Genomic DNA, 19,420 nt, shown 5'->3' with positions numbered 1-19,420 from the left:
GGACACCGGCCGGGCCCCGGCCGGCACCCCGGTCGGTACCCCGGCCGGGGCACCGCCCCGGTCGCCGCACCACCGCACCACCCGCTCCGCAGCCGGTCCGAGGGCGCACCGGCTGCGGAGCCGCATCCCCGCACCCCTCCGCACCCCCCGCATCCCACCCCGTCCGTACGAGCCCCGCACAGGAGCACGCCATGGCCGCGCCCGCACCCCGCCCCGACGTGACCCCCTACCCGGTCGGCCTCCGCCTGGAGGGCCGCCGCACCGTCGTCGTCGGCGGCGGCCAGGTCGCCCAGCGGCGGCTGCCCGCCCTCATCGCGGCCGGCGCCGACGTGCACCTCATATCGCCCGCGACCACGCCCGCCGTGCAGGCCATGGCCGACGCGGGGGAGGTCGTCTGGCACGACCGCGGCTACGCCCCCGGCGACCTCGACGGCGCCTGGTACGCCCTGGTCGCCACCGACGACCCCGCCGTCAACGCCGCCGTCAGTGCCGAGGCCGAGGAGCGCCGCGTCTTCTGCGCCCGCGCCGACGACGCGTCCGCCGCCACCGCCTGGACCCCCGCCACCGGCCGGGACGGCTCGGTCACCGTCGCCGTCCTCTCCGGCGACCCCCGCCGCTCCGCCGCCCTGCGCAACGCCGTCGTCGAGGGCCTGCGCGACGGCTCGCTGAGCGCTCGCCACCACCGCGAGCGCGCCGTCGGCGTCGCCCTGGTCGGCGGCGGCCCCGGCGACCCCGACCTGATCACCGTCCGCGGCCGCCGCCTGCTGGCCGACGCCGACGTGGTCGTCGCCGACCGCCTCGCCCCCCGGGAGCTGATTGCCGAGCTGCCGCCGCACGTCGAGGTGATCGACGCCTCCAAGATCCCCTACGGCCGCGCGATGGCCCAGGAGGCCATCAACCGCACCCTGCTGGAGCACGCGAAGGCCGGCCGGTTCGTCGTCCGCCTCAAGGGCGGCGACCCGTACGTCTTCGGCCGCGGCATGGAGGAGGTCATCGCCTGCGCCGAGGCCGGCGTGCCGGTCACCGTCGTCCCCGGCATCTCCAGCTCCATCAGCGTCCCCGCCGCCGCCGGCATCCCGGTCACCCACCGCGGGATCACCCACGAGTTCACCGTCGTCTCCGGCCACGTCGCCCCGGACGACCCGCGCTCCCTCGTGGACTGGGAGGCCGCCGCCCGGATGCGCGGCACCCTGGTCCTGCTGATGGCCGTGGAGCGGATCGGGGCGATCGCCGACACCCTGATGGCCCACGGGCGGGCGGCCGACACCCCCGTCGCCGTCGTCCAGGAGGGCACCACGGCGGCCCAGCGCCGCGTCGACGCCACCCTCGCCACCGTCGCCGCCGTCGTCGCGGCCGAGGACGTCCGCCCGCCCGCGGTGGTCGTCGTCGGCGACGTCGTCTCCGTCCACGCGGGCTGACCCGCGGGAACCGGGCAGGCGGCCGGGAGGGCCTTCGTGCCAGACTCCCGCCATGCCGATCCGATACCCGCGCCCCCTGCGTCCCGGCGACCGCATCGCCGTCACCTCCCCGTCGAGCGGGGTCGGCGACGAGCTGCACGAGCGCCTGCGGCTGGCGGTCCGCGCGGTGGAGGCCCGCGGCTACGAGGTGGTCGTCGGCCGCTGCATGGACGGCTCCGGACACGTCAGCGCCCCCGCGGCGGACCGTGCGGCCGAGCTGACGGAGCTGCTGGCCGACCCCGGGATCGCCGCGGTGGTCCCCCCGTGGGGAGGGGAGACCGCGATCGACCTGCTGCCCCTGCTCGACTGGGACCGGCTGCGTGCGGCCGAGCCCACCTGGCTCGTCGGGTTCTCGGACATGTCGACCCTGCTCACCCCGCTGACGCTCCTCACCGGGGCCGCCACCCTGCACGGCAACAACCTCATGGACACCCCCTACCGCGTGCCCGACGGGCTGCTGTCGTGGCTGGACATCGCGGCCCTGCCGGCGGGAAGCCGGTTCGCCCAGACCCCGCCGGGCCGCCACCCGTCCTCGGGCTGGGCCGACTACCGGCTCTTCCCGCAGGTGGACGAGTACACGCTGGACACCCCCGGCACGTGGACCAGGCTGGACGGCGACGGCGACGTGGAGGTCCGGGGGCGCCTCATCGGCGGCTGCATCGAGACACTGTGCAACGTGGCGGGCACGCCCTACGGGGACGTCACCGCGTTCGCCCGCGCCCACGCGCCCGAGGGGCTGATCGTCTACGTGGAGGCGTTCGGCGACGACGCCTTCACGATCTGCCGCAATCTCCACGGGATGCGCCTCGCCGGGTTCTTCGACGCCGCCAACGCCGTCCTCGTCGGTCGCACCCGGGCGCCCGACCAGGACTCGCTCACCCAGCACGAAGCCGTGCTGGACGCCCTCGGACCGCTGGGGGTGCCGATCGTCGCCGACGTCGAGTGCGGCCATGTCCCGCCGCACCTGCCCCTCGTCAACGGGGCCCGGGGCCGTCTCGTCCACACCGCGACCCGCCGTGAACTGGTGCAGACGCTGGACTGACGCCCTGGGGACGGAGGGCGGCCCCGGGGCTGCCGGCACGCCGGACCGCGGACCGGCCCTGCCCGCGTCCGCCGCAGGCGGCAGGGGCGCCCTGCCGAACCTGCGCGCTGCCCGTGCCCGGACCGGGTGACCGCCCCGACCGTCGTCGCCCGCTCCGGCGCCCACGGGGACCGGGCACGCGGGGGAGCCGTCCGCGGGTCCCCTCCCCGGGCCGGTTTGGGCCCGCGGCGCCGCAGCAGGCAGGATCGTTCCCGTGGCTGAGATCATCACCGTCGAGGACCCGGCGGACCCGCGCCTGGGCGACTACACCTCCCTCACCGACGTCGAGCTGCGGCGCCGCCGCGAGCCCGCCGAGGGCCTCTTCATCGCCGAGGGGGAGAAGGTCGTCCGCCGGGCGCTGGCCGCCGGCTACCGCATGCGGTCCATGATGCTCACCCCCAAGTGGACCGCGGTGATGCGCGACGTCATCGACGCCGCCGACGCCCCCGTGTACGAGGTCGCCCCCGCCGTCGCCGAGGCCGTCACCGGGTACCACGTGCACCGCGGCGCCCTCGCCTCCATGCAGCGCCGCGCCCTGCCCGACGCGGCCGCCCTGCTCGCGGGCACCGCCGGCGCCGCCGCACCCGTCCCGGACGGGCAGCCGGCCGCCGCCCCGCGCCGCGTCGCCGTCTTCGAGGACATCGTCGACCACGCCAACATCGGCGCCGCCTTCCGCAACGCCGCCGCCCTCGGCGTCGACGCGGTCCTCCTCACCCCCCGCTGCGCCGACCCGCTCTACCGCCGGGCGGTCAAGGTCTCCATGGGGACCGTCTTCCAGGTGCCGTGGACCCGTATCGACCCCTGGCCCGAGGGCATGCGGACCCTGCGCGACGCCGGCTACACCACGGCCGCGCTCACCCTCGACGAGGACGCGGTCGGCCTCGACGAGCTCGCCGCCCGCCGCTGCCCCCGGCTCGCCCTGGTCTTCGGCACCGAGGGCGACGGCCTGCGGCGGGCGACGGTCGCGGCCGCCGACCTCTCCGTGACCATCCCGATGGGCGGGGGAGTGGACTCCCTCAACGTCGCGGCGGCCTCGGCCGTGGCCTTCTACGCCCTGGCCCCGGAGCGCCGGGCCCGGTAGCGGCCGGTCCGCCCGCACCGGCCTGCACATGCCCGTACCTGCCCGTACCGGCCTGCACCTGCCCGTACCGGCGCGCACCTGCCCGCACCGGCCGGGCGGGGCGACGCCCGCCCCGGCCCCGACCCGCCCCGGCCCCGACCCGCCGTGCGCCCCGGCTCCCACGGACGGCCCCCGCCCGCGTGGGCCGACGGGGCGGCGGTGCGGCGCCCCCCGCGTGGCGCGGCGGCGGTGCGGGGACGCTCCCCTTCCCGGAGCGGGGAGCGGACCCCGCCGACCGCGCGGACGGAGCCGCCCTGACCACCGCACCCCGCCCAGCCGCCCGCCGCCCCGCCCAGGGCCGGGCGTCCCGGCCGTCACCGGGCCGCGGCGTCCCCGTCCCCACGGTCGGGGTCGAGGAGGAGTTCCTGCTGGTCGTCCCCGGCGCCGGGCGCGCGGTCCCCTACGGCCCGGAGGTCATCGGCCGGGCGGCCGGCCGCTTCGCGCCGGGCCGGATCCAGGCGGAGCTGTTCCCCACCCAGGTGGAGACCGCGAGCGTGCCGTGCACCGCCCTGCCCGACCTCCGCGCCGACCTCGCGCGCCTGCGCCGCGGCATCGCGGCCGCGGCCCGGGAGGAGGGCTGCCTGCCGGTGGCCTGCGGCACCGCCGTTCTGGCCGCCGCGGCGGAGGTGGACGTCACCGACGACCCCCGCTACCGCCGGATGGTGCACCGGTTCGGGCCGATCGCCCGGGGCCAGGCCGAGGGGGTCTGCGGGCTCCACGTGCACGTCGGCATCGAGGACCGCGACGAGGCCGTGCAGGTCGGCAACGGGCTGCGGCCCTGGCTGCCGGTCCTGGAGGCGCTGGCCGCCAACTCCCCGTTCCGCCACGGCCTGGACGCGGGCTACGCCAGCACCCGGGCCCTGGTCTGGGGCCGCTGGCCCGGCACGGGCCCGGCGCCCCTGTTCGCCTCCGCGAAGGCCTACGACGACCTGGTCGACGCCCTCGTGGACTCGGGGATGCTGCTCGACCGCAGGATGGTCTACTGGCACGCCCGCCTCTCCGAGCGGTACCCGACGGTCGAGGTCCGCGTCGCGGACGCCAACGACGACCTGGACACGGTGGTCCTCGTCGCAGCCCTCGTCCGGAGCCTGTGCGCGACGCTGCTGGCCGAGGTCCGCGCCGGGCGGACCGCGCCCGCCGTCCCCGGCGAACTGCTCCGCGCCGCCCACTGGCGCGCCGCCCGCGACGGGCTGGCGGGCCTCGGCCTGGACCCGCTGGCGTGCCGCCTGCGCCCGGCCGTGGACCTGCTGGAGGGCCTGGTCCGCCGCGCCCGCCCCGGCCTGGAGGCGGCGGGGGACCACCGTGCCGTCGCCGCCCTGCTGGCGGGCGTCCTCCGGCGCGGCGGCGGGGCCGTCCGGCAGCGCGCCGCCTTCGACCGCCGCGGCGACCTCCGCGACGTGGTGCGCGCCCTGGCGGAGTCGACGGACGCCACGGAGCCCGCGGACGGTACGGAGGCCGCGGCGGGCGGGTGACGCGGCGGGCGGTGACGAGGCCTCCGCACCGCCCCCCCGGGACACGGCGCCCGGCGCGGAGGCCGCTTCGTCTGCGCCCGCAGGCCCGGCCGCCGCCCGCGCACCCGCCCTCAGGTCCGCCGGAGGAGCTGCCCGCGCATCCGCCCGCCGCGCATCCGCCCGCGGACCCGCCCGCCGGGAGCCCGTCCCCCGGGGTTCAGTCCCCCGGGGTTCAGTCCCCGCCGCCCGTGCCCACGCCCCCCGCGCCGGGCCAGGACTCCTCCAGGGTGCCGTCGCCCCGCACGGTGTAGCGGGTGGCCGTACTGCCCTGCGCGCCCGGGACCCGCTCCTCGCGGATCAGCGCCCCGCCCGTGATCCGCCAGACGGCGGCCGCCCGCGGGTCCGCCGCGGAGGACCGGGCGGCCAGCAGCACCGGGGAGCCTCCGGAGAAGCCGAAGAGCTCGACCAGGTCCACCGGCACGGACCCCTCGGTGCGGTTGAGCACGACCACCGCGGCCGGGGCGCCCCGGTAGCGGGCGGACAGCACGGTGGTCAGCGTGACCCGGGCGCCGCCGGGCGCGGCCCGCCCGTCGCGCAGCCGGATGGCCGGGCCCTCGCCCGGGTCCGGGTAGCTGCGGTTGGCCCAGTCCACCCCGGGCGGGGCGTCCGCGGACGCCGCCAGCGCGCCGTCGGCGGCCGCACCGGCCGCCGGCCGGGAGGCGGCGGGGGCCGGTGCCACGGCCGCCGCGCCGCCCGCCGCGCCGCCCGCCCGGTCGACCGACTGGTGGAAGCCCGTGCGGACGTCCTGCGGCCTGGGCATGCCCAGGCCGTTGCGGTCGCGGCAGCCCTGGGCCGCCGCGATGGCGAGGGCCACCCCCGCCGTCACCGTGACGAAGACGACCAGCCGCTGGCGCAGCAGCCGGCGCCGCTCGGGCGCGGTCCGGCCCGGCCCGGTCCGGCCCGGTGCGGTCCGTCCCGGCGCCGGGGTGCGCTGGCGGTCGGCGGACGGCCGGGGCCGCCCGCCGGTGCGGGCGCCGCCGGGCGGGGCGGAGTGGTGCCCTCCGGCCCCGGAGCCGTGCTGGGCCGGGCCGTGCTGGCCAGCGCCGTGCGGCATCGGGGCGGTCGGCGGCTGGCCGGCGGGCCGCCGCTGCGGGGCGGGGCGCGCCGCCCCGGACGGCCGGCGCGGCGGCCGCCGCTCCCCGGCGGGGGCCCGTCCGTCGGCCGCGGCCGCGCCGTCCCCGGCCGCGGCGCGGCCCGCGGCGCCGCGGGCCGCCAGCTCCCGCAGCCGCTCGTACAGCTGGACCGTCCCCGGGCGGTCGGCCGGCTCCTTGGCCAGGCAGGCCCGGATCAGCGGCGCCAGCGGTCCGGGCACCCCCGACAGGTCCGGCTCCTCGTGCACCACCCGGTAGAGCATCACCTCGGAGGTGCCGGCGCCGAAGGGCGAGTCGCCGCAGGCCGCGTACGCCAGCGTCGCGCCGAGGGCGAAGACGTCGGTCGCCGGGGTCACCGGCGCACCGCGCACCTGCTCGGGGGCGAGGAAGCCGGGTGAGCCGACGGCGGTGCCCACGTGCGTGAGCGTGCTGGCGCCCAGCGACCACGCGATGCCGAAGTCGATGATCCGCGGGCCCTTCGGCGAGAGCAGGATGTTGGAGGGCTTCAGGTCGCGGTGGACCACCCCGGCCTCGTGCACGTGGACCAGGCCCTCGGCGAGCGCCGAGCCGACGGACGCCACCTCGTGCCACGGCAGCGGCCCCTCGTCGCCGACCCGCTTGTACAGCGACGGGCCGGGCACGTACGCGGTCGCCAGCCACGGCCGCTCCGCGTCGATGTCGGCGGCGACGAGCCGGACGGTGCAGCCGCCCCGGATCCGGGAGGCGGCGGCGACCTCGCGCGCGAAGCGGGTGCGGAACTCCGGGTCGCCGGCCAGCTCGGCGCGGATCAGCTTGAGGGCGACGCGCTGCCCGCGCCGGTCGGAGCCGAGGTACACGACCCCCATGCCGCCGGTGCCCAGCCTCCGGTGCAGCCGGTAGGAGCCGACGACGCGCGGATCCTCTCGCCGGAGCCGCATCAACGCCATTCGCTTCCCGCCGCCTCAATCCCCCGCACCGGGGCCTCGCCTGACCTCTTCCGGGACAGCTTACGGACTGCCCGCAGCGGTGTGCCGACACGCAACGCACGTACGGGCGCCGGGATCCCGCGCCGGGGGCCCCGCCGGGCGGCCGCTCCCGGGCCCGGCGGCCGACCGCTCCCGGGCCCGGAGGCCGGCCGCTCCCGGGACCGGAGGCGCGCCGCGGAAAACCGGGAGACAACGGGCGTGCGGCCCTCCACCATGGTGTCGCCGCGGCCGTCGGGGGCAGGGACCTCCCGACGGGGCGTCAGTCATGCTCACGGGGTGGGGAGTTCGCAGGTGGGAGCCGTGACGGAGGGGCGGCGCGCAGCCGTCTCGGGGTCGTTCTCGGGGTTGTCCCGGGGTGGCGGAGGCGCGGCCTCCGCCTCTGGTAGTACGCCTTCAGCCCCGGCGTCATCCTCCGGGATGCCGCAAGGACGGTACGCGGGCATGAGGACCGGGCGCCCCCGCCGCGCCTACGGTGGTGACCAGCGGTGGACGGGACGCTCGTCCCCCGAGGTGCACCGTCCACCGCGCCGGACCGGACGCCCCGGGCAGCGGCACGCCGACCCGTGCCGCTGCCCGCGGGAGCACTCCCCGCAGCACCATCACCACCCGCAGGAAAGACGACAGGGCAGACGAGGAGCCAGGGCCATGGCCGTGCAGTTCGGAGGGCCGGTGCGGCGCCGCTGGACGCCGGTCCACGCCCGCCCCGCGGGCGAGACCCGCCACCCGCTGGTGGCGGTCGCGATCGCGGCGCCCGTCGCCGCCCTGCTGGCCGTGGCCTTCGGCGGCTGGCACCAGGTGGTGGTCCAGGCCCAGTCCGTCGCCGCCATGATCGGGCGCTGATCCCCGGGGCAGGGGAGCGGCGCCGGCCGGAGCGCGGTGCGCGTTCGCGTGGGACACGCGGACGGGCGGGCGACGCGCACCGCACCGGCCGTACGGTGGCCCCGCGTCCGGACGCCGGTGAGGGCGTCCGGACGCGGCGGCCACCCTCCGCCGCGGACGTGCTTGACTCGTCCGCCATGGACCTGCCCGCCCCGGACCCGCCCGCCGCGGACCCCCCTCCCGGCGCCCGCCCCCGTGCGGACGCCCCGCACCCCTCGCGGGCCGACGCCCTCCTGCGGTCGGCCGGCCGCGCCCTGCTGCCGCCCGCCGACCGGGACGCCGTCCCGCAGGTGCTCGCGGACCGCCCCGACGGCACCGTGCTGCGCTTCGGCGCGACCGTCCTCAAGGCCCACGCCCCCGGCACCGTCCGGGCGGCCCTGGAGGCCCGGCTGGACGCCGCGGCCGGGCCCGCCCTGCGCACCGTGCTGCTCCCGCCGCTCCCCGTACCGGTCTCCGGCCGGTTCCTGGCGGAGGCCGGCGGCCTCCTGGTCACCGCCTGGCCCGCGGGCCGGCCGGTGGCACCGGACGCCCCGGAGCTGGCCCCCTGGGAGCAGGCCGGCGCCCTGGCCGCCCGCCTCCACGCGGTCCCGCCCCCGCCCGGCCTGCCGCCCATGGGCGGCCCCGCGAAGGTGGCCGCCGCCCTGCGCCGGCTGGACGCCGCCGCCGGTACCCACCCGGCCGGCGCCGCCGCCGTCCGGGCGGCCTGCGCCACGCTGCCCGCCTGGGCCCGGGGGGCCGCCGAGCCCCCGGCGCACCCCGCGCCCCGGCTGGTCCACGGCGACCTGCACCTGGGCCAGCTGGTCCGCCTGCCGGGCGCGCCGCCCGGCGACCCGCACCGGGGCTGGCGGCTCATCGACGTCGACGACCTGGGCCGGGGCGACCCCGCCTGGGACCTCGCCCGCCCCGCGGCCTGGTACGCCGCCGGCCTGCTGCCCCCCGGCCCCTGGCAGCGCTTCCTCGCCGCCTACCGCGGCGCCGGCGGGCCCGCGCTGCCGGACGGCCCCGCCGACCCCGGGGAGGTGCTGGAGGTCCCGGCGAGGGCGCTGGTCGTGCAGCTCGCCGCGCTCGCACTGGTCCGCGCGGCCCGCGAGGGCCGGGAGCCCGACGAGGTCGAGCGGCTCGTGCTCGACGCCTGCGCCCGGATCGCCGGGACCGCCCCGGCGCCCGGTCAGTAGGGTGGCTTCCGCCGCCGTGCGCCGCGTGCGCCGGCGGCCGCCCGCGAGACGGGGGCCCGCCGGACGCGGGCCCCGGAGATGAGGGGATGAGCGAGATGTACCAGTGTCCCAAGTGCCGTGGCACCATGCGCACCTACGACCGCCACGGGGTGCACATCGAGCAGTGCGACAACTGCCGGGGCGTCTTCCTCGACTACGGGGAGCTGGAGTCGCTGACCGCGATGGAGGCCCGCTGGTCCCAGCAGGCGCCGCCGCCCCCGGCCGCGCCGATGCCGCCCGCCCCGCCGGCCGGCTACGGCCACGCCGCCCCCGCCTGGGGAGCCCCGCACCACGGCGGGCACCACGGCGGCCACGGGTACGGCCACCACGGGCACAAGGGCTTCGCCCACATGCTCTTCTCGTCGTGACGCGCCGTCCCTGACGGCCCGCCACCCGGTTGCCGCCCGGCTGCCGCCGGGCCTCCCGCCCGGCGGCACCGGCCGGCCGCCGCCGGACCGCGGGGCCCGGAGCGTCGGGGAGCGCCGGGGACGTCCGGACACGACGAAGGCCGCCGTCCCGTGGGACGGCGGCCTCGAAGTCTGCCGTGGGTGGGCGATACTGGGATCGAACCAGTGACCCCTACCGTGTCAAGGTAGTGCTCTCCCGCTGAGCTAATCGCCCGTGACGCCCGCCGGAGCGGCCGTACGGTTGGTGCAGAGTGGACGATACTGGGATTGAACCAGTGACCCCTACCGTGTCAAGGTAGTGCTCTCCCGCTGAGCTAATCGTCCTGGCGGCCGGCGTGCCGGTCGTCGGGGTGGTGCGCGCCGGGGCGCGACCGTCGGACCCGGAGGTCCGGTGGGCGATACTGGGATCGAACCAGTGACCCCTACCGTGTCAAGGTAGTGCTCTCCCGCTGAGCTAATCGCCCTTGAGGTCCCCGGAGAACCGGGTGCCCCATGGAGGTGGAGACGGGATTTGAACCCGTGTAGACGGCTTTGCAGGCCGTTGCCTCGCCTCTCGGCCACTCCACCGAGCGAAGGACCCGGAGGTCCTTCTCCGAGCGGACGACGAGATTCGAACTCGCGACCCTCACCTTGGCAAGGTGATGCTCTACCAACTGAGCCACGTCCGCATGATCTCCGGTGGGCTTCCCCGCTTCCTGCGGCTCCGCTCCCCGGCGACGTCATGAACTTTAGCGGATTCCTTCGCCAGCTCAAATTCCGTATCCGCAGCGTGGCGCCCTGCCGCGGCGGTACCCATGCGTCACAGCCGCCGCAGGAGCCACAGCAGCCCCGCCCGCAACGGCTCCCGGTCCCCGCCGCGACCTACACTTCCGCAGACCCGGCCCGTTCCGGCGCGCCCCGCGCGGCGCGTCCCGGGCCGCGCCGCGCGACCCGTCGCCGGCACCCGCAGTCCCGTCCCGCCACCGCTTCGGGCCCCGTCCCGCAGTCCCGTCCCACCGCGTCCAGCCCCGTCCCCAGCAGGAGCACCCACCGTGTCCGGCACCACCCCCCGCCGCCCCGCCGCCCCCGGCCTGCCGCCCCTGGCGCGCTTCGGCGACCGGGTCGCCACCGGCCTGCGCGACGTGACGCACGACCCGGCGGCCCTGGACTCGGCCGGCTTCTGGGCCGTCGTGGCGGACTTCGAGGGCCGCACCACCTGCGCCCGCTTCGACGAGGTGCGCCCCGCCCCCGCCCCGCCGCCGACCGCCGGCTGGCGCGGCCCGGCCCGCACCGCCTGGCGCAGCTCCCTCGACCGTGCCGCCTACACCGCGGGCGTCCGCCGCATCCGCGAGCACATCGCGGCCGGTGAGGTGTACCAGGCCAACCTCTGCCGAGTCCTCTCCGCCCCGCTGCCCGACCCCGCCCGGACCGACGTCGACGCCCTCACCGGCCTCCTCGCCCGCGGCAACCCCGCCCCCTACGCGGGCACGGTCCGGCTCCCGGCCCACGGCGTCGAGGTCGCCACCGCCTCGCCCGAGCTGTACCTGCGCCGCAGCGGCGCCACCGTGCTCTCCGGCCCGATCAAGGGGACCGGCCGCACCGAGGCGGACCTGCTGGAGAAGGACCACGCCGAGAACGTGATGATCGTCGACCTGGTCCGCAACGACATCGGACGCGTCTGCGCCACCGGCAGCGTCACCGTCCCCGACCTGTGCGCGGTGGAGAAGCACCCCGGCCTCGTCCACCTCGTCTCCACCGTGCAGGGCACCCTGCGCCCGGGGGCCGGCTGGTCCGACCTGCTGGCCGCGACCTTTCCGCCCGGCTCCGTCACCGGCGCGCCCAAGTCCAGCGCGCTGCGGATCATCGAGGCCCTGGAGACCGCCCCCCGCGGCCCGTACTGCGGCGCCGTCGGCTGGGTCGACGCCGACCGCGGCGAGGCGGTGCTCGCCGTCGGCATCCGCACCTTCTGGCTCGACCGCGCCGACCCGGCCGCCCCCGTCGTCCGCTTCGGCACCGGCGCGGGCATCACCTGGGGCTCCGACCCCGACCGCGAGTGGGACGAGACCGAGCTCAAGGCCGCCCGGCTGCTGGCTGTAGCGTCGGAGCCGGAGCAGCCGGCGTGACCACGCGCCCGCACCCGGGCACCGGCCCCACCGCGCCCGACCGGGTCCGACCGGGCCCCACCGAGAAGCCGCGCCCCACCGAGAAGCCCGCCCCACCGAGAAGGAGTGCATGCCGATGATCTGGGTCAACGGTTCCCTGGCGGACCCCGCGGAGGCCGCCGTCTCCGTACTGGACCACGGCCTCACCGTGGGCGACGGCGTCTTCGAGACCCTCAAGGCCGTCGACGGGCGCGCCTTCGCCGTCACCCGCCACCTGGACCGGCTCGCCCGCTCCGCCGCCGGACTCGGCCTGCCCGAGCCCGACCAGGACCTGGTCCGCCGCGCCTGCGACGAGGTGCTCCGGGCGCAGCCGATGCCGCTGGGCCGCCTGCGGATCACCTACACCGGCGGCCTCTCCCCGCTCGGCTCCGACCGCGGCGACGCGCCCCCCACCCTGGTCGTCGCCCTCGGCCCCGCCTCGCCCCGACCCGCCACCACCGCCGCGGTCACGGTGGAGTGGACCCGCAACGAGCACAGCGCCGTCGCCGGCCTGAAGACCACCTCGTACGCGGAGAACGTCGTCGCCCTCGCCCACGCCCACCGGCGCGGCGCCTCCGAGGCCCTGTTCGCGAACACCGCCGGCATGCTCTGCGAGGGCACCGGCTCCAACGTCTTCGTGGTCCTCGGGGGCCGCCTGCTCACGCCGCCGCTCACCTCCGGCTGCCTGGCGGGCGTCACCCGCGCCCTGGTCGCCGAGTGGCTCGGCGCGGAGGAGGCCGACCTGCCGCTGTCGGTGCTGCAGGAGGCCGACGAGATCCTCCTGACCTCGACCCTGCGGGACGTCCAGGCCGTGCACCGCGTCGACGGCCGCGACCTGCCGGGCGCGCCCGGCCCGGTCGCCGCCAAGGCCATGGCCGTCTTCGCCGAGCGCAGCGCGGACGACGTCGACCCGTGACGGGCCCCGGGACGGGCCCGTGACCGGTACCGGGCACCGGCACCCGGAACCGGTACCCGCGCCGCCCGCCCGGCGGTAGCCTCGGCCGCGTCCGCCGCCCACCCGCACCACCTGCGGGCACGGCGGCGGCGGCAGCCGATCCGGAGAGGCGGGAGGACCCACCCCATGACGACGACGCTGCGCCCCGACGGCCCCGAGGAGCCCCTGCCCGGCGGCGGCCGCACCCGCCGCTACGCCGTGTGCGTCAACGGCAGGCCGGTCGGCTCCCTGCGCGCCGCAGCCCACGCCGGACCGGGCGGGCCCCTCGGGGAGATCGCCGGCCTGGAGGTCGCCGAGGGCCGCCGGCGGGGGCGCGGCACGGTCGCCGCACTGGCCGCCGAGGAGGTGCTGCGCGGTTGGGGCTGCACCCGCGTCGACGTGGCCGTCCCCGAGGAGTGCGGGGGCGCCCTGCGCCTGGCGGAGGCCCTGGGCTACCGCGAGCGCTCCCGCACCATGGCCAAGCACCTCGCCGGGCCGCCCCCGCCGATGCCGGAGGGCCTCACCGCGCGGCCCGTCGCCGCGGACGCCTTCCCGGCGTGGCTGGCCGCCCAGCAGGAGGGCTACGCCGCGTCGCTGGCCGGCTCCGGCCTCAGCGAGGCGCAGGCCCGCCACAAGGCCGCCGCGGACTGCCGGGCGCTGCTGCCGGACGGGCCGGACACGCCGGGCACGGTCCTGCGCCACCTGGTGCCGGAGGACGCGCCGCCCGGCGCCGAACCGCTCGGCGGCCTCTGGCTGCGGCTGGGCGGCCTGCCGGGACATCCGGGCGGGCCCGCCTGGGTCCTGGACGTCGAGGTCGCCGCACACGCCCGCGGCCGCGGGTACGGGCGCGCCCTCATGCTGCTCGCCGAGCGCTGCTGCGCGGAGGCGGGCGTCCACGACCTGGAGCTCAACGTCTTCGCGGGGAACGCGGCTGCCCTCGGCCTGTACACCTCCCTCGGCTACCGGACCACCCGCCGCACTCTCGGCAAGCCGCTGGCCTGACGCCGCGGGCCCCGGGGCGGGGTGCCCCGGGGCCCGCGGCGCGGGGGTGCGGCGGCTCAGCCCGCGCGGTGCCGGTCCAGGACGGCGGCGATCCGCTCGCGCAGCCCCTCCTGGCTCTTCCCGCCGTCCATCCGCTCACCCGCGAGCACGTAGGTCGGGGTGCCGGTCACGCCGATCGCCCTGCCCTCCGCGTGGTCCGCGTCGACGGTCAGGATGTGGCGGCCGTCGACGAGGGCGGTGTCCATCTCCTCGGCGTCCAGGCCCAGCTCCCGGGCGACGTCGAGCAGCAGCTCCTCGCCGCGCCGGTCGAGCTCCTCCACCCGGGCCAGCACCGCCTCCACGAAGGACCACCCGCGCCCCTGGGCGAACGCCTCCTCGGCCGCCTGGGCGGCGGCGAACGCGTGCTTGTGCTTCTCCAGCGGGAAGTGGCGCAGCTCCACGGTGAGCGCGTCGCCGTAGGCGGCCCGCAGGGCGCGGACGTCGTCCAGGGCGGTGCGGCAGTCCGGGCACTGCAGCTCGCACCAGAACTCGAGGCGGGGGAGGGTTCCGTCGGTCATGGGGACCAGTCTCCCACCGGCGGGGAGGGCCGCCGCCCGCAGGCGGGCCGCGCCCCCGGCGCCCGCGCCCCCGCGCCCCCGCGCGACCGTCCGGCGGCACGGGTCCGGCAGTGCGGGCCCGGTGGCACAGGTCCCGCTCGCGGGTCCCGCGTCACAGGTCCCACGTCACAGGTCCGGGATCCCGGGTCCGGGACCCCCGGGCCGTGGTTGCCGCGGCGCGGGGCGGGCACGATGAGGACGTGACGACCGAGGTGCTCTGCTACGCCCTCTCCGCCGCCGGGCTGGCGGTGGCGCTGCTGTGCGCCGTGCGGCGGCGGTTCGCCGCCGCCGTCCGCTGGCTCGCCGTGGCCCTGCTGCCGGCCGGCCTGTACCTCTCCGGCCTGGTGCCCGTCGCCCGGCGCGTCGGCCGGGCGCTCGGGGACTGGGCGGCCGCCCTGGTGCTCGGCCCGCGCGTCTGGACCGGCCTGGGCATGATCGCGCTGTCGCTGCTGCTCCTCGCCGCCGCCCGCGCGGTGTCCCGCCGGCGCGCGGCCCGCGGACCGGCCGCCGAGTCCGCCGTGCCCGCCGCGGCACCGCGTGCCGCCGCCCCGCCGTCCTCGTCGGCCCCGGCCCTCGGCGCCGGTCCGGCGAAGCCCGGACGGCCGGCGAAGCCCGCCCGGTCCGCGGAGGCGGGGAAGGCGCCGGGGTCCCGCCCGGCGGGCTCCGGCGGCACGGACGACCTCGGGGACTTCTCGGAGATCGAGGAGATCCTCCGCCGCCGCGGCATCTGAGCCCCCCGTCCGCCGTCCCGTCCCCGCGGGACGCGGCGGCCCGCACCGCCACGGCGCCCGGGAACGGGCGGGCGACCGGACGGGTCCGCCCTGCCGGGGTCCCGGCGCCGCGCGCGGGGACCTGCAGGTCAGCGGGCGGGCGCGGCCAGGGCGTCCGGCGCCTCGGCGGCGGAGCGCTGGCGGGCCCGGTACGCCGCGACGTGCAGCCGGTTGCCGCAGGTGCGGCTGTCGCAGTAGCGGCGGGAGCGGTTGCGGGAGAGGTCGACGAAGACCCGGGCGCAGTCCGGCGCCTCGCAGCGGCGCAGCCGCTCGCGCTCCCCGGCGACCAGGATGAACGCCAGCGCCATGCCCCCCTCGGCGCCGAGGTGGTCGGCCAGGGCGGCGCCCGGGGCGAAGTAGTGCATGTGCCAGTCGTGGCCGTCGTGGTCGGTCAGCCGGGGCGTGGTGCCGGCCTGGGCCACCAGCCGGTTCACGAGGTCGGAGGCCTCGCGGGTCGAGGAGGCCGCGAACACCGCCCGGAGGCGTTCCCGCAGGGCGCGCACCGCCTCCAGGTCCGCCTGGCCCAGCGGGCCGACGTCGCTGATCTCCCGCCGCACCACGAAGTCGCGCAGCGCCGCCAGGTCGGGCAGGTCCTCGCGCCCGCACGCCTCGGGGGACGTGTTGAGGAGTTCCACGAGCATGCCCAGGGCGCACTCGGTGTCATGGGTGATCAGCACGTCGAGACTCCTCGCTCGGCGTCCGGGCCCGGTGCGGGCCGGGGTTGCGGCGGGCGCGGTCGCCCCCCGTCCGTGGCCGCGACTCTACCCGTACGACGCCGGCCGGCGGGTGGCCCGGCGCGCCCGGGCGGCAGGTCCGCCGCCGTGCGGGGAGCACGGTGGCGGGCCTGCCGCCGGACGGTCTTCGGTTGTCCGCCGGGCCCGGCCGCCCCGGCTCTGCGAGGCGCCGGAGCGGCCGTACCCCCGAGTAGGACGGCCGCCGCGGCGCCGGACTGCGATGGACCCCGGTCCGGCGGTCAGCTCTCCGCCAGGATGTGGGACAGCTCCCGGTCCAGGTCGAAGTGGCGGTGCTCGGTGCCGGGCGGCACGGCGGCGTCGGTGCGCTTGAGGAAGGACTCCAGCGCCCGTGCGGGGGCCTCCAGGAGGGCCTCGCCCTCCGGGGAGCTCAGGGCGATGCAGACGACGCCCTGGCCGTGGCTCCGGGAGGGCCAGACACGGACGTCGCCGGTACCCGTCGGCCGGTGCAGCCCTTCTGCCAGGAGGTCGCGGGCGAACACCCACTCCACGGTCTCGTCGGCACCGGTATGGAAGGTGGCGTGCACGGCGTAGGGGTCGGCCGTGTCGTAGCGCAGGCCCGCGGGGACGGGCAGGGAGGAGTCGCTCGACACGATGAGGCGCAGGTGCAGCTCGCAGCTGACCGTGGTGTTCATAAGCGCCAGGGCCTTTCGCTCAGTGTGCGCTCGGGGAATCGCACGTCGGCGAACGGACCATCCCACCCAGGCGACCGGTGTAAACCCCTCTGTCCCGATTAGGGAGCGGTTCGTACCCCTTCCGGCGCATCCCGGAAACGCCGGTGCGGCCGTTCCGGTGAGCGAGTCGGCACACAGTGCCGCGAAACGCTCGGGTAGGTTTTCGAGTATGGCGCCGCAGAGAGACCACGAGGGCACCGGCGCGGCCCGGGGCACCCGGTCGCAGTCCCCTCCCGGACCGGAGTCCCGGACCGGCCCGCAGCCAGGCCCCGACGACAGCCGTGACCGGGTCCCCGGCCGGGAGGCCGCTGCGGGCCGCGACCACGGCGGACGGGTCCACGAGGGGCACGTCCCCGAGGGGCACGTCCACGAGGGACGGGGCGGCGAGGGGCGGGACGGTGAGCGGCCCCGCCCCCGGTACGGGTCCAGGGCCCCCGCGTTCATCCGCCGCTCCCGGTCGCTGCACCTCACCTGGCGGATCGGGATCCTGGTCGTCGGCGTCGCGGTGATCGCCGGCGGCGTGCTGCTGCTCCCCCTGCCCGGCCCCGGCTGGGCCGTGATCTTCGGCGGCCTGGCGATCCTCGCCACCGAGTTCGCCTGGGCCCAGCGCCTGCTGCACTGGACGAAGGCCAAGCTCACCGAGTACGCGAGGAAGGCCGTCGACCCGCGGGTGCGCCGGCGGAACCTGCTGATCCTCGCGGCCGTCCTGGTGCTGCTCGCCGCCGGCGCCGCCCTGTACGTGAGCCGGTACGGGTGGGCGCTCCCCCGGTGGTGACCCGGGGGGCGCCGGTCACGACCACCCTGCGACATGCGGTAATGTTTTCCCTGCGCCCGGGCGATTAGCTCAGCGGGAGAGCACTTCGTTCACACCGAAGGGGTCACTGGTTCGATCCCAGTATCGCCCACCGGGAATGGACCCCGGCCGGAATTCCGGCCGGGGTTTCCGCATTGTCGCAGGAATGCTCCGTCCGGTGGTTCCGCGCGCGGGGCGGGACCGGTTCCGGGCCGCTTCCCCGAGTGGTCCGGCGTCGGCTCCGGCACCCCGGCCGCCTCCTGACGGCCGGTCACCGGGAAGCGCGTTGCGGGGCGCCCCCGGGAGGGTGGTAACGTTCTTCCTGTGCCCGGGCGATTAGCTCAGCGGGAGAGCACTTCGTTCACACCGAAGGGGTCACTGGTTCGATCCCAGTATCGCCCACCGGGAAGAAGGCCCCGACCGGATCATCCGGTCGGGGCCTTCGCCGTGCGTGCGCCGGGGTTCCGCGGGTCCGGGCCGCTGGCGCGGGTGGGCCTCCCGGGCCGGCCCGGGAGGCCCGGGACGCTCAGGCCGCCGCCTCGCAGCTGTGCACGCGCCCCGGCTGCAGCCGCCGCCCGCACCCGCACCGCCGGGGCCGCAGCGGCCAGGCGGTGTCCACCCGCTCCGGCGTCCCCGACCGCTCGAACCACGCCTGCAGCCCCCTGGCCTGCGCCGCGTGCCACACGGCCTGCCGCGGGTGCAGCTCGCCGGGGGAGAGGGAGCCGAGCGTCCCCGGGTGGCGGCGGCCGATCTCCCGCACGACCTGCAGCGACGCGAGCGCGTCCGCCGCCGCGTCGTGCGCCGCCCCGAGGACCACCCCGTAGTGGACGCACAGGTCGGTCAGCGTCCGCCGGCCCTTGCGGTAGCGGTCCACGTGCTTGTCGAGCACCCGCGGGTCCAGGACGAGCAGCGGCGCGTCGTCCCCCAGGTGGTCGGCCAGCGACCGCCCCCGGTGCCGCTCCAGCTCCCGGTCGAGCAGGGTCAGGTCGTACGGCGCGTTCATCACCACCAGCGGCACCCCGGCGCCGGCCAGGTCGGCCAGCGCCCGGGCCACCTCGTCCACGACCGCGTGCGGCGGCCGGCCGTGCGCGCGCACCTCGGCGTCGCTGATCCCGTGCACCGCCCGGGCGGCCTCGGGGATGGGGACGCCGGGGTCGGCGAGCCAGTGGAGGGTCCGGGCGGGCTCCGCCGGGCCGGGCTGCAGGACGAGCGCCGCGGAGACGATGCGGTCGGTCTCGACGTCCACGCCGGTGGTCTCGGTGTCGAAGGCGGCGAGGGGCCCCTCGTACCAGTGCGCCATGACGGGACCTCACTTCCTCTCGCGGCACGTCCTCCTGGCGGTGTGATACCCGCTCCGCCGCCGGGCAACCCGTCCCGACCTGCGCGTTTCGCCCTCCCCGCGGCGGGGGATCACCCCGGGTGACGGCCTGTCCGCTCCCCAGGACGCCGGGGCCGCCACGGGGACACGGGGACGGCACGGCCATGGCGCTGACACAGCCCGAGCCGGGGGCCTCGCCCACGGTGTGGGCCGCACCGCTGCGAGGGGACCTGGCGACCACCGCCTGCATGGAGACGCTGCAGGTGGCGTACCTGCACGCCGTCGCCGCCGCCGCGGGCTGCTCGCTCTCCCAGCCGTTCCCCGACAACGGCATCGACTGGCACGTCAGCCACGGCTCGCCGCTCCACGCGGTCGACGACGAGGTCACCGTCAAGATCCAGCTCAAGGCGACGCAGCAGACGGCCGCCTGTCCGCCCGGCCCGTTCTTCAGCTTCACCCTCGACAACGACCACCTGCGCACCCTCGCCCGGTCCCGGGTGGCGGTCCACCGCATCCTGGTGGTGATGCTGCTGCCCAGCGCCGTCGACGACTGGCTGCTGGCCCGGCCCGACCGCCTGGAGCTGCGGCACTGCTGCTACTGGGTCAACCTCGCGGGACACCCGGTCACCGGGAAGCGCCGCACCAACGTGCGCGTCCCGACGGCGCGGATCTTCGACGACCGCGCGCTCTGCGACATCATGGCCCGCGTCGGCGCGGGCGGCAGCCCATGACGGGA

The 19,420-nt window shown here is 78.0% G+C and carries 17 protein-coding genes, 7 tRNA genes and 1 pseudogene; 15 read left to right on the top strand and 10 right to left on the bottom strand.

Going from position 1 to position 19,420, the window contains the following annotated elements; genetic code table 11:
• Positions 1-191: 191 nt before the first annotated feature.
• The 4 genes from cobA to LO771_RS02255 all read left to right on the top strand — a co-directional run bounded on the left by cobA (position 192) and on the right by LO771_RS02255 (position 5,130).
• Positions 192-1,418 (top strand): uroporphyrinogen-III C-methyltransferase, encoded by a 1,227-nt coding sequence (cobA, locus tag LO771_RS02270; RefSeq protein ID WP_230647781.1) that lies wholly within the window; start codon positions 192-194, stop codon positions 1,416-1,418.
• Between the two features lie 52 nt (positions 1,419-1,470).
• The gene (locus tag LO771_RS02265) at positions 1,471-2,499 is read left to right on the top strand and encodes a S66 peptidase family protein (RefSeq protein ID WP_230647779.1); all 1,029 of its coding nucleotides are present in this window, start codon (positions 1,471-1,473) and stop codon (positions 2,497-2,499) included.
• A 253-nt stretch (positions 2,500-2,752) separates the two neighbouring features.
• Positions 2,753-3,619, top strand: coding sequence for an RNA methyltransferase (locus tag LO771_RS02260; RefSeq protein WP_230647777.1), 867 nt, complete (start codon positions 2,753-2,755; stop codon positions 3,617-3,619).
• Positions 3,620-3,798: 179 nt separating this feature from the next.
• Entirely contained in the window at positions 3,799-5,130 is a 1,332-nt protein-coding gene (locus LO771_RS02255; protein WP_230647775.1) for a glutamate--cysteine ligase, read from the top strand.
• Positions 5,131-5,947: 817 nt separating this feature from the next.
• Here the strand turns inward: LO771_RS02255 and LO771_RS02250 are convergent.
• Positions 5,948-7,186 (bottom strand): annotated as a pseudogene (locus tag LO771_RS02250) (protein kinase); the annotation flags it as partial.
• Positions 7,187-7,870: 684 nt separating this feature from the next.
• Here LO771_RS02250 and LO771_RS02245 point away from each other — a divergent pair.
• From LO771_RS02245 to LO771_RS02235, 3 genes are all read left to right on the top strand, one after another.
• Positions 7,871-8,065, top strand: a complete 195-nt coding sequence (locus tag LO771_RS02245; RefSeq protein ID WP_230647769.1) for a hypothetical protein — start codon at positions 7,871-7,873, stop codon at positions 8,063-8,065.
• A 176-nt stretch (positions 8,066-8,241) separates the two neighbouring features.
• On the top strand, positions 8,242-9,279 hold the full coding sequence (locus tag LO771_RS02240; RefSeq protein ID WP_230647767.1) for a phosphotransferase: 1,038 nt from the start codon (positions 8,242-8,244) through the stop codon (positions 9,277-9,279).
• 95 nt (positions 9,280-9,374) lie between these two features.
• The gene (locus LO771_RS02235; RefSeq protein WP_230647942.1) at positions 9,375-9,686 is read left to right on the top strand and encodes a zf-TFIIB domain-containing protein; all 312 of its coding nucleotides are present in this window, start codon (positions 9,375-9,377) and stop codon (positions 9,684-9,686) included.
• Positions 9,687-9,867: 181 nt separating this feature from the next.
• Here LO771_RS02235 and LO771_RS02230 read toward each other — a convergent pair.
• From LO771_RS02230 to LO771_RS02210, 5 genes are all read right to left on the bottom strand, one after another.
• Positions 9,868-9,939: transfer RNA gene (locus LO771_RS02230), tRNA-Val, on the bottom strand.
• A 38-nt stretch (positions 9,940-9,977) separates the two neighbouring features.
• Positions 9,978-10,049: transfer RNA gene (locus LO771_RS02225), tRNA-Val, on the bottom strand.
• Positions 10,050-10,117: 68 nt separating this feature from the next.
• Positions 10,118-10,189 (bottom strand) — tRNA-Val (locus LO771_RS02220).
• Positions 10,190-10,218: 29 nt separating this feature from the next.
• Positions 10,219-10,292 (bottom strand) — tRNA-Cys (locus LO771_RS02215).
• Positions 10,293-10,320: 28 nt separating this feature from the next.
• Positions 10,321-10,393, bottom strand: a tRNA-Gly gene (locus LO771_RS02210).
• A gap of 363 nt (positions 10,394-10,756) precedes the next feature.
• Here LO771_RS02210 and LO771_RS02205 point away from each other — a divergent pair.
• The 3 genes from LO771_RS02205 to LO771_RS02195 all read left to right on the top strand — a co-directional run bounded on the left by LO771_RS02205 (position 10,757) and on the right by LO771_RS02195 (position 13,781).
• Positions 10,757-11,827, top strand: a complete 1,071-nt coding sequence (locus LO771_RS02205) for a chorismate-binding protein (RefSeq protein WP_230647764.1) — start codon at positions 10,757-10,759, stop codon at positions 11,825-11,827.
• A gap of 109 nt (positions 11,828-11,936) precedes the next feature.
• The gene (locus tag LO771_RS02200) at positions 11,937-12,761 is read left to right on the top strand and encodes an aminotransferase class IV (RefSeq protein WP_230647758.1); all 825 of its coding nucleotides are present in this window, start codon (positions 11,937-11,939) and stop codon (positions 12,759-12,761) included.
• A 165-nt stretch (positions 12,762-12,926) separates the two neighbouring features.
• On the top strand, positions 12,927-13,781 hold the full coding sequence (locus tag LO771_RS02195) for a GNAT family N-acetyltransferase (protein ID WP_230647756.1): 855 nt from the start codon (positions 12,927-12,929) through the stop codon (positions 13,779-13,781).
• Positions 13,782-13,837: 56 nt separating this feature from the next.
• Here the strand turns inward: LO771_RS02195 and LO771_RS02190 are convergent, their stop codons facing one another.
• Complete coding sequence (locus LO771_RS02190) at positions 13,838-14,338, bottom strand: DsbA family protein (RefSeq protein ID WP_230647753.1); 501 nt, start codon at positions 14,336-14,338, stop codon at positions 13,838-13,840.
• Between the two features lie 239 nt (positions 14,339-14,577).
• Here LO771_RS02190 and LO771_RS02185 point away from each other — a divergent pair, with 239 nt between their 5' ends.
• Positions 14,578-15,108, top strand: coding sequence for a hypothetical protein (locus LO771_RS02185; RefSeq protein ID WP_230647750.1), 531 nt, complete (start codon positions 14,578-14,580; stop codon positions 15,106-15,108).
• 128 nt (positions 15,109-15,236) lie between these two features.
• On the opposite strand, the gene LO771_RS02180 is transcribed toward LO771_RS02185, so the two are convergent.
• On the bottom strand, positions 15,237-15,824 hold the full coding sequence (locus LO771_RS02180) for a CGNR zinc finger domain-containing protein (protein ID WP_230647748.1): 588 nt from the start codon (positions 15,822-15,824) through the stop codon (positions 15,237-15,239).
• A gap of 296 nt (positions 15,825-16,120) precedes the next feature.
• Entirely contained in the window at positions 16,121-16,534 is a 414-nt protein-coding gene (locus LO771_RS02175; protein WP_055586074.1) for an SsgA family sporulation/cell division regulator, read from the bottom strand.
• Positions 16,535-16,742: 208 nt separating this feature from the next.
• Between LO771_RS02175 and LO771_RS31210 the strand changes: the two genes are divergently transcribed.
• The 3 genes from LO771_RS31210 (at position 16,743) to LO771_RS02160 (ending at position 17,768) form a co-directional block, all read left to right on the top strand.
• Positions 16,743-17,348, top strand: a complete 606-nt coding sequence (locus LO771_RS31210) for a TIGR02611 family protein (protein WP_308188813.1) — start codon at positions 16,743-16,745, stop codon at positions 17,346-17,348.
• A 58-nt stretch (positions 17,349-17,406) separates the two neighbouring features.
• Positions 17,407-17,478: transfer RNA gene (locus LO771_RS02165), tRNA-Val, on the top strand.
• A 218-nt stretch (positions 17,479-17,696) separates the two neighbouring features.
• A tRNA-Val gene (locus LO771_RS02160) sits at positions 17,697-17,768 on the top strand.
• Between the two features lie 124 nt (positions 17,769-17,892).
• On the opposite strand, the gene LO771_RS02155 is transcribed toward LO771_RS02160, so the two are convergent.
• Positions 17,893-18,666: an exonuclease domain-containing protein gene (locus LO771_RS02155; RefSeq protein ID WP_230647743.1), complete on the bottom strand. Its 774-nt coding sequence runs from the start codon at positions 18,664-18,666 to the stop codon at positions 17,893-17,895.
• Positions 18,667-18,848: 182 nt separating this feature from the next.
• On the opposite strand from LO771_RS02155, the gene LO771_RS02150 reads away from it, so the two are divergent.
• Entirely contained in the window at positions 18,849-19,415 is a 567-nt protein-coding gene (locus LO771_RS02150) for a DUF4365 domain-containing protein (RefSeq protein WP_230647741.1), read from the top strand.
• Positions 19,416-19,420: the final 5 nt, after the last annotated feature.

Source organism: Streptacidiphilus sp. ASG 303 (assembly GCF_020991365.1).
Lineage (GTDB): Bacteria > Actinomycetota > Actinomycetes > Streptomycetales > Streptomycetaceae > Peterkaempfera.
The sequence above is the reverse complement of the archived record's forward strand: the minus strand, read 5'-3'. Positions and strand labels throughout refer to the sequence as shown.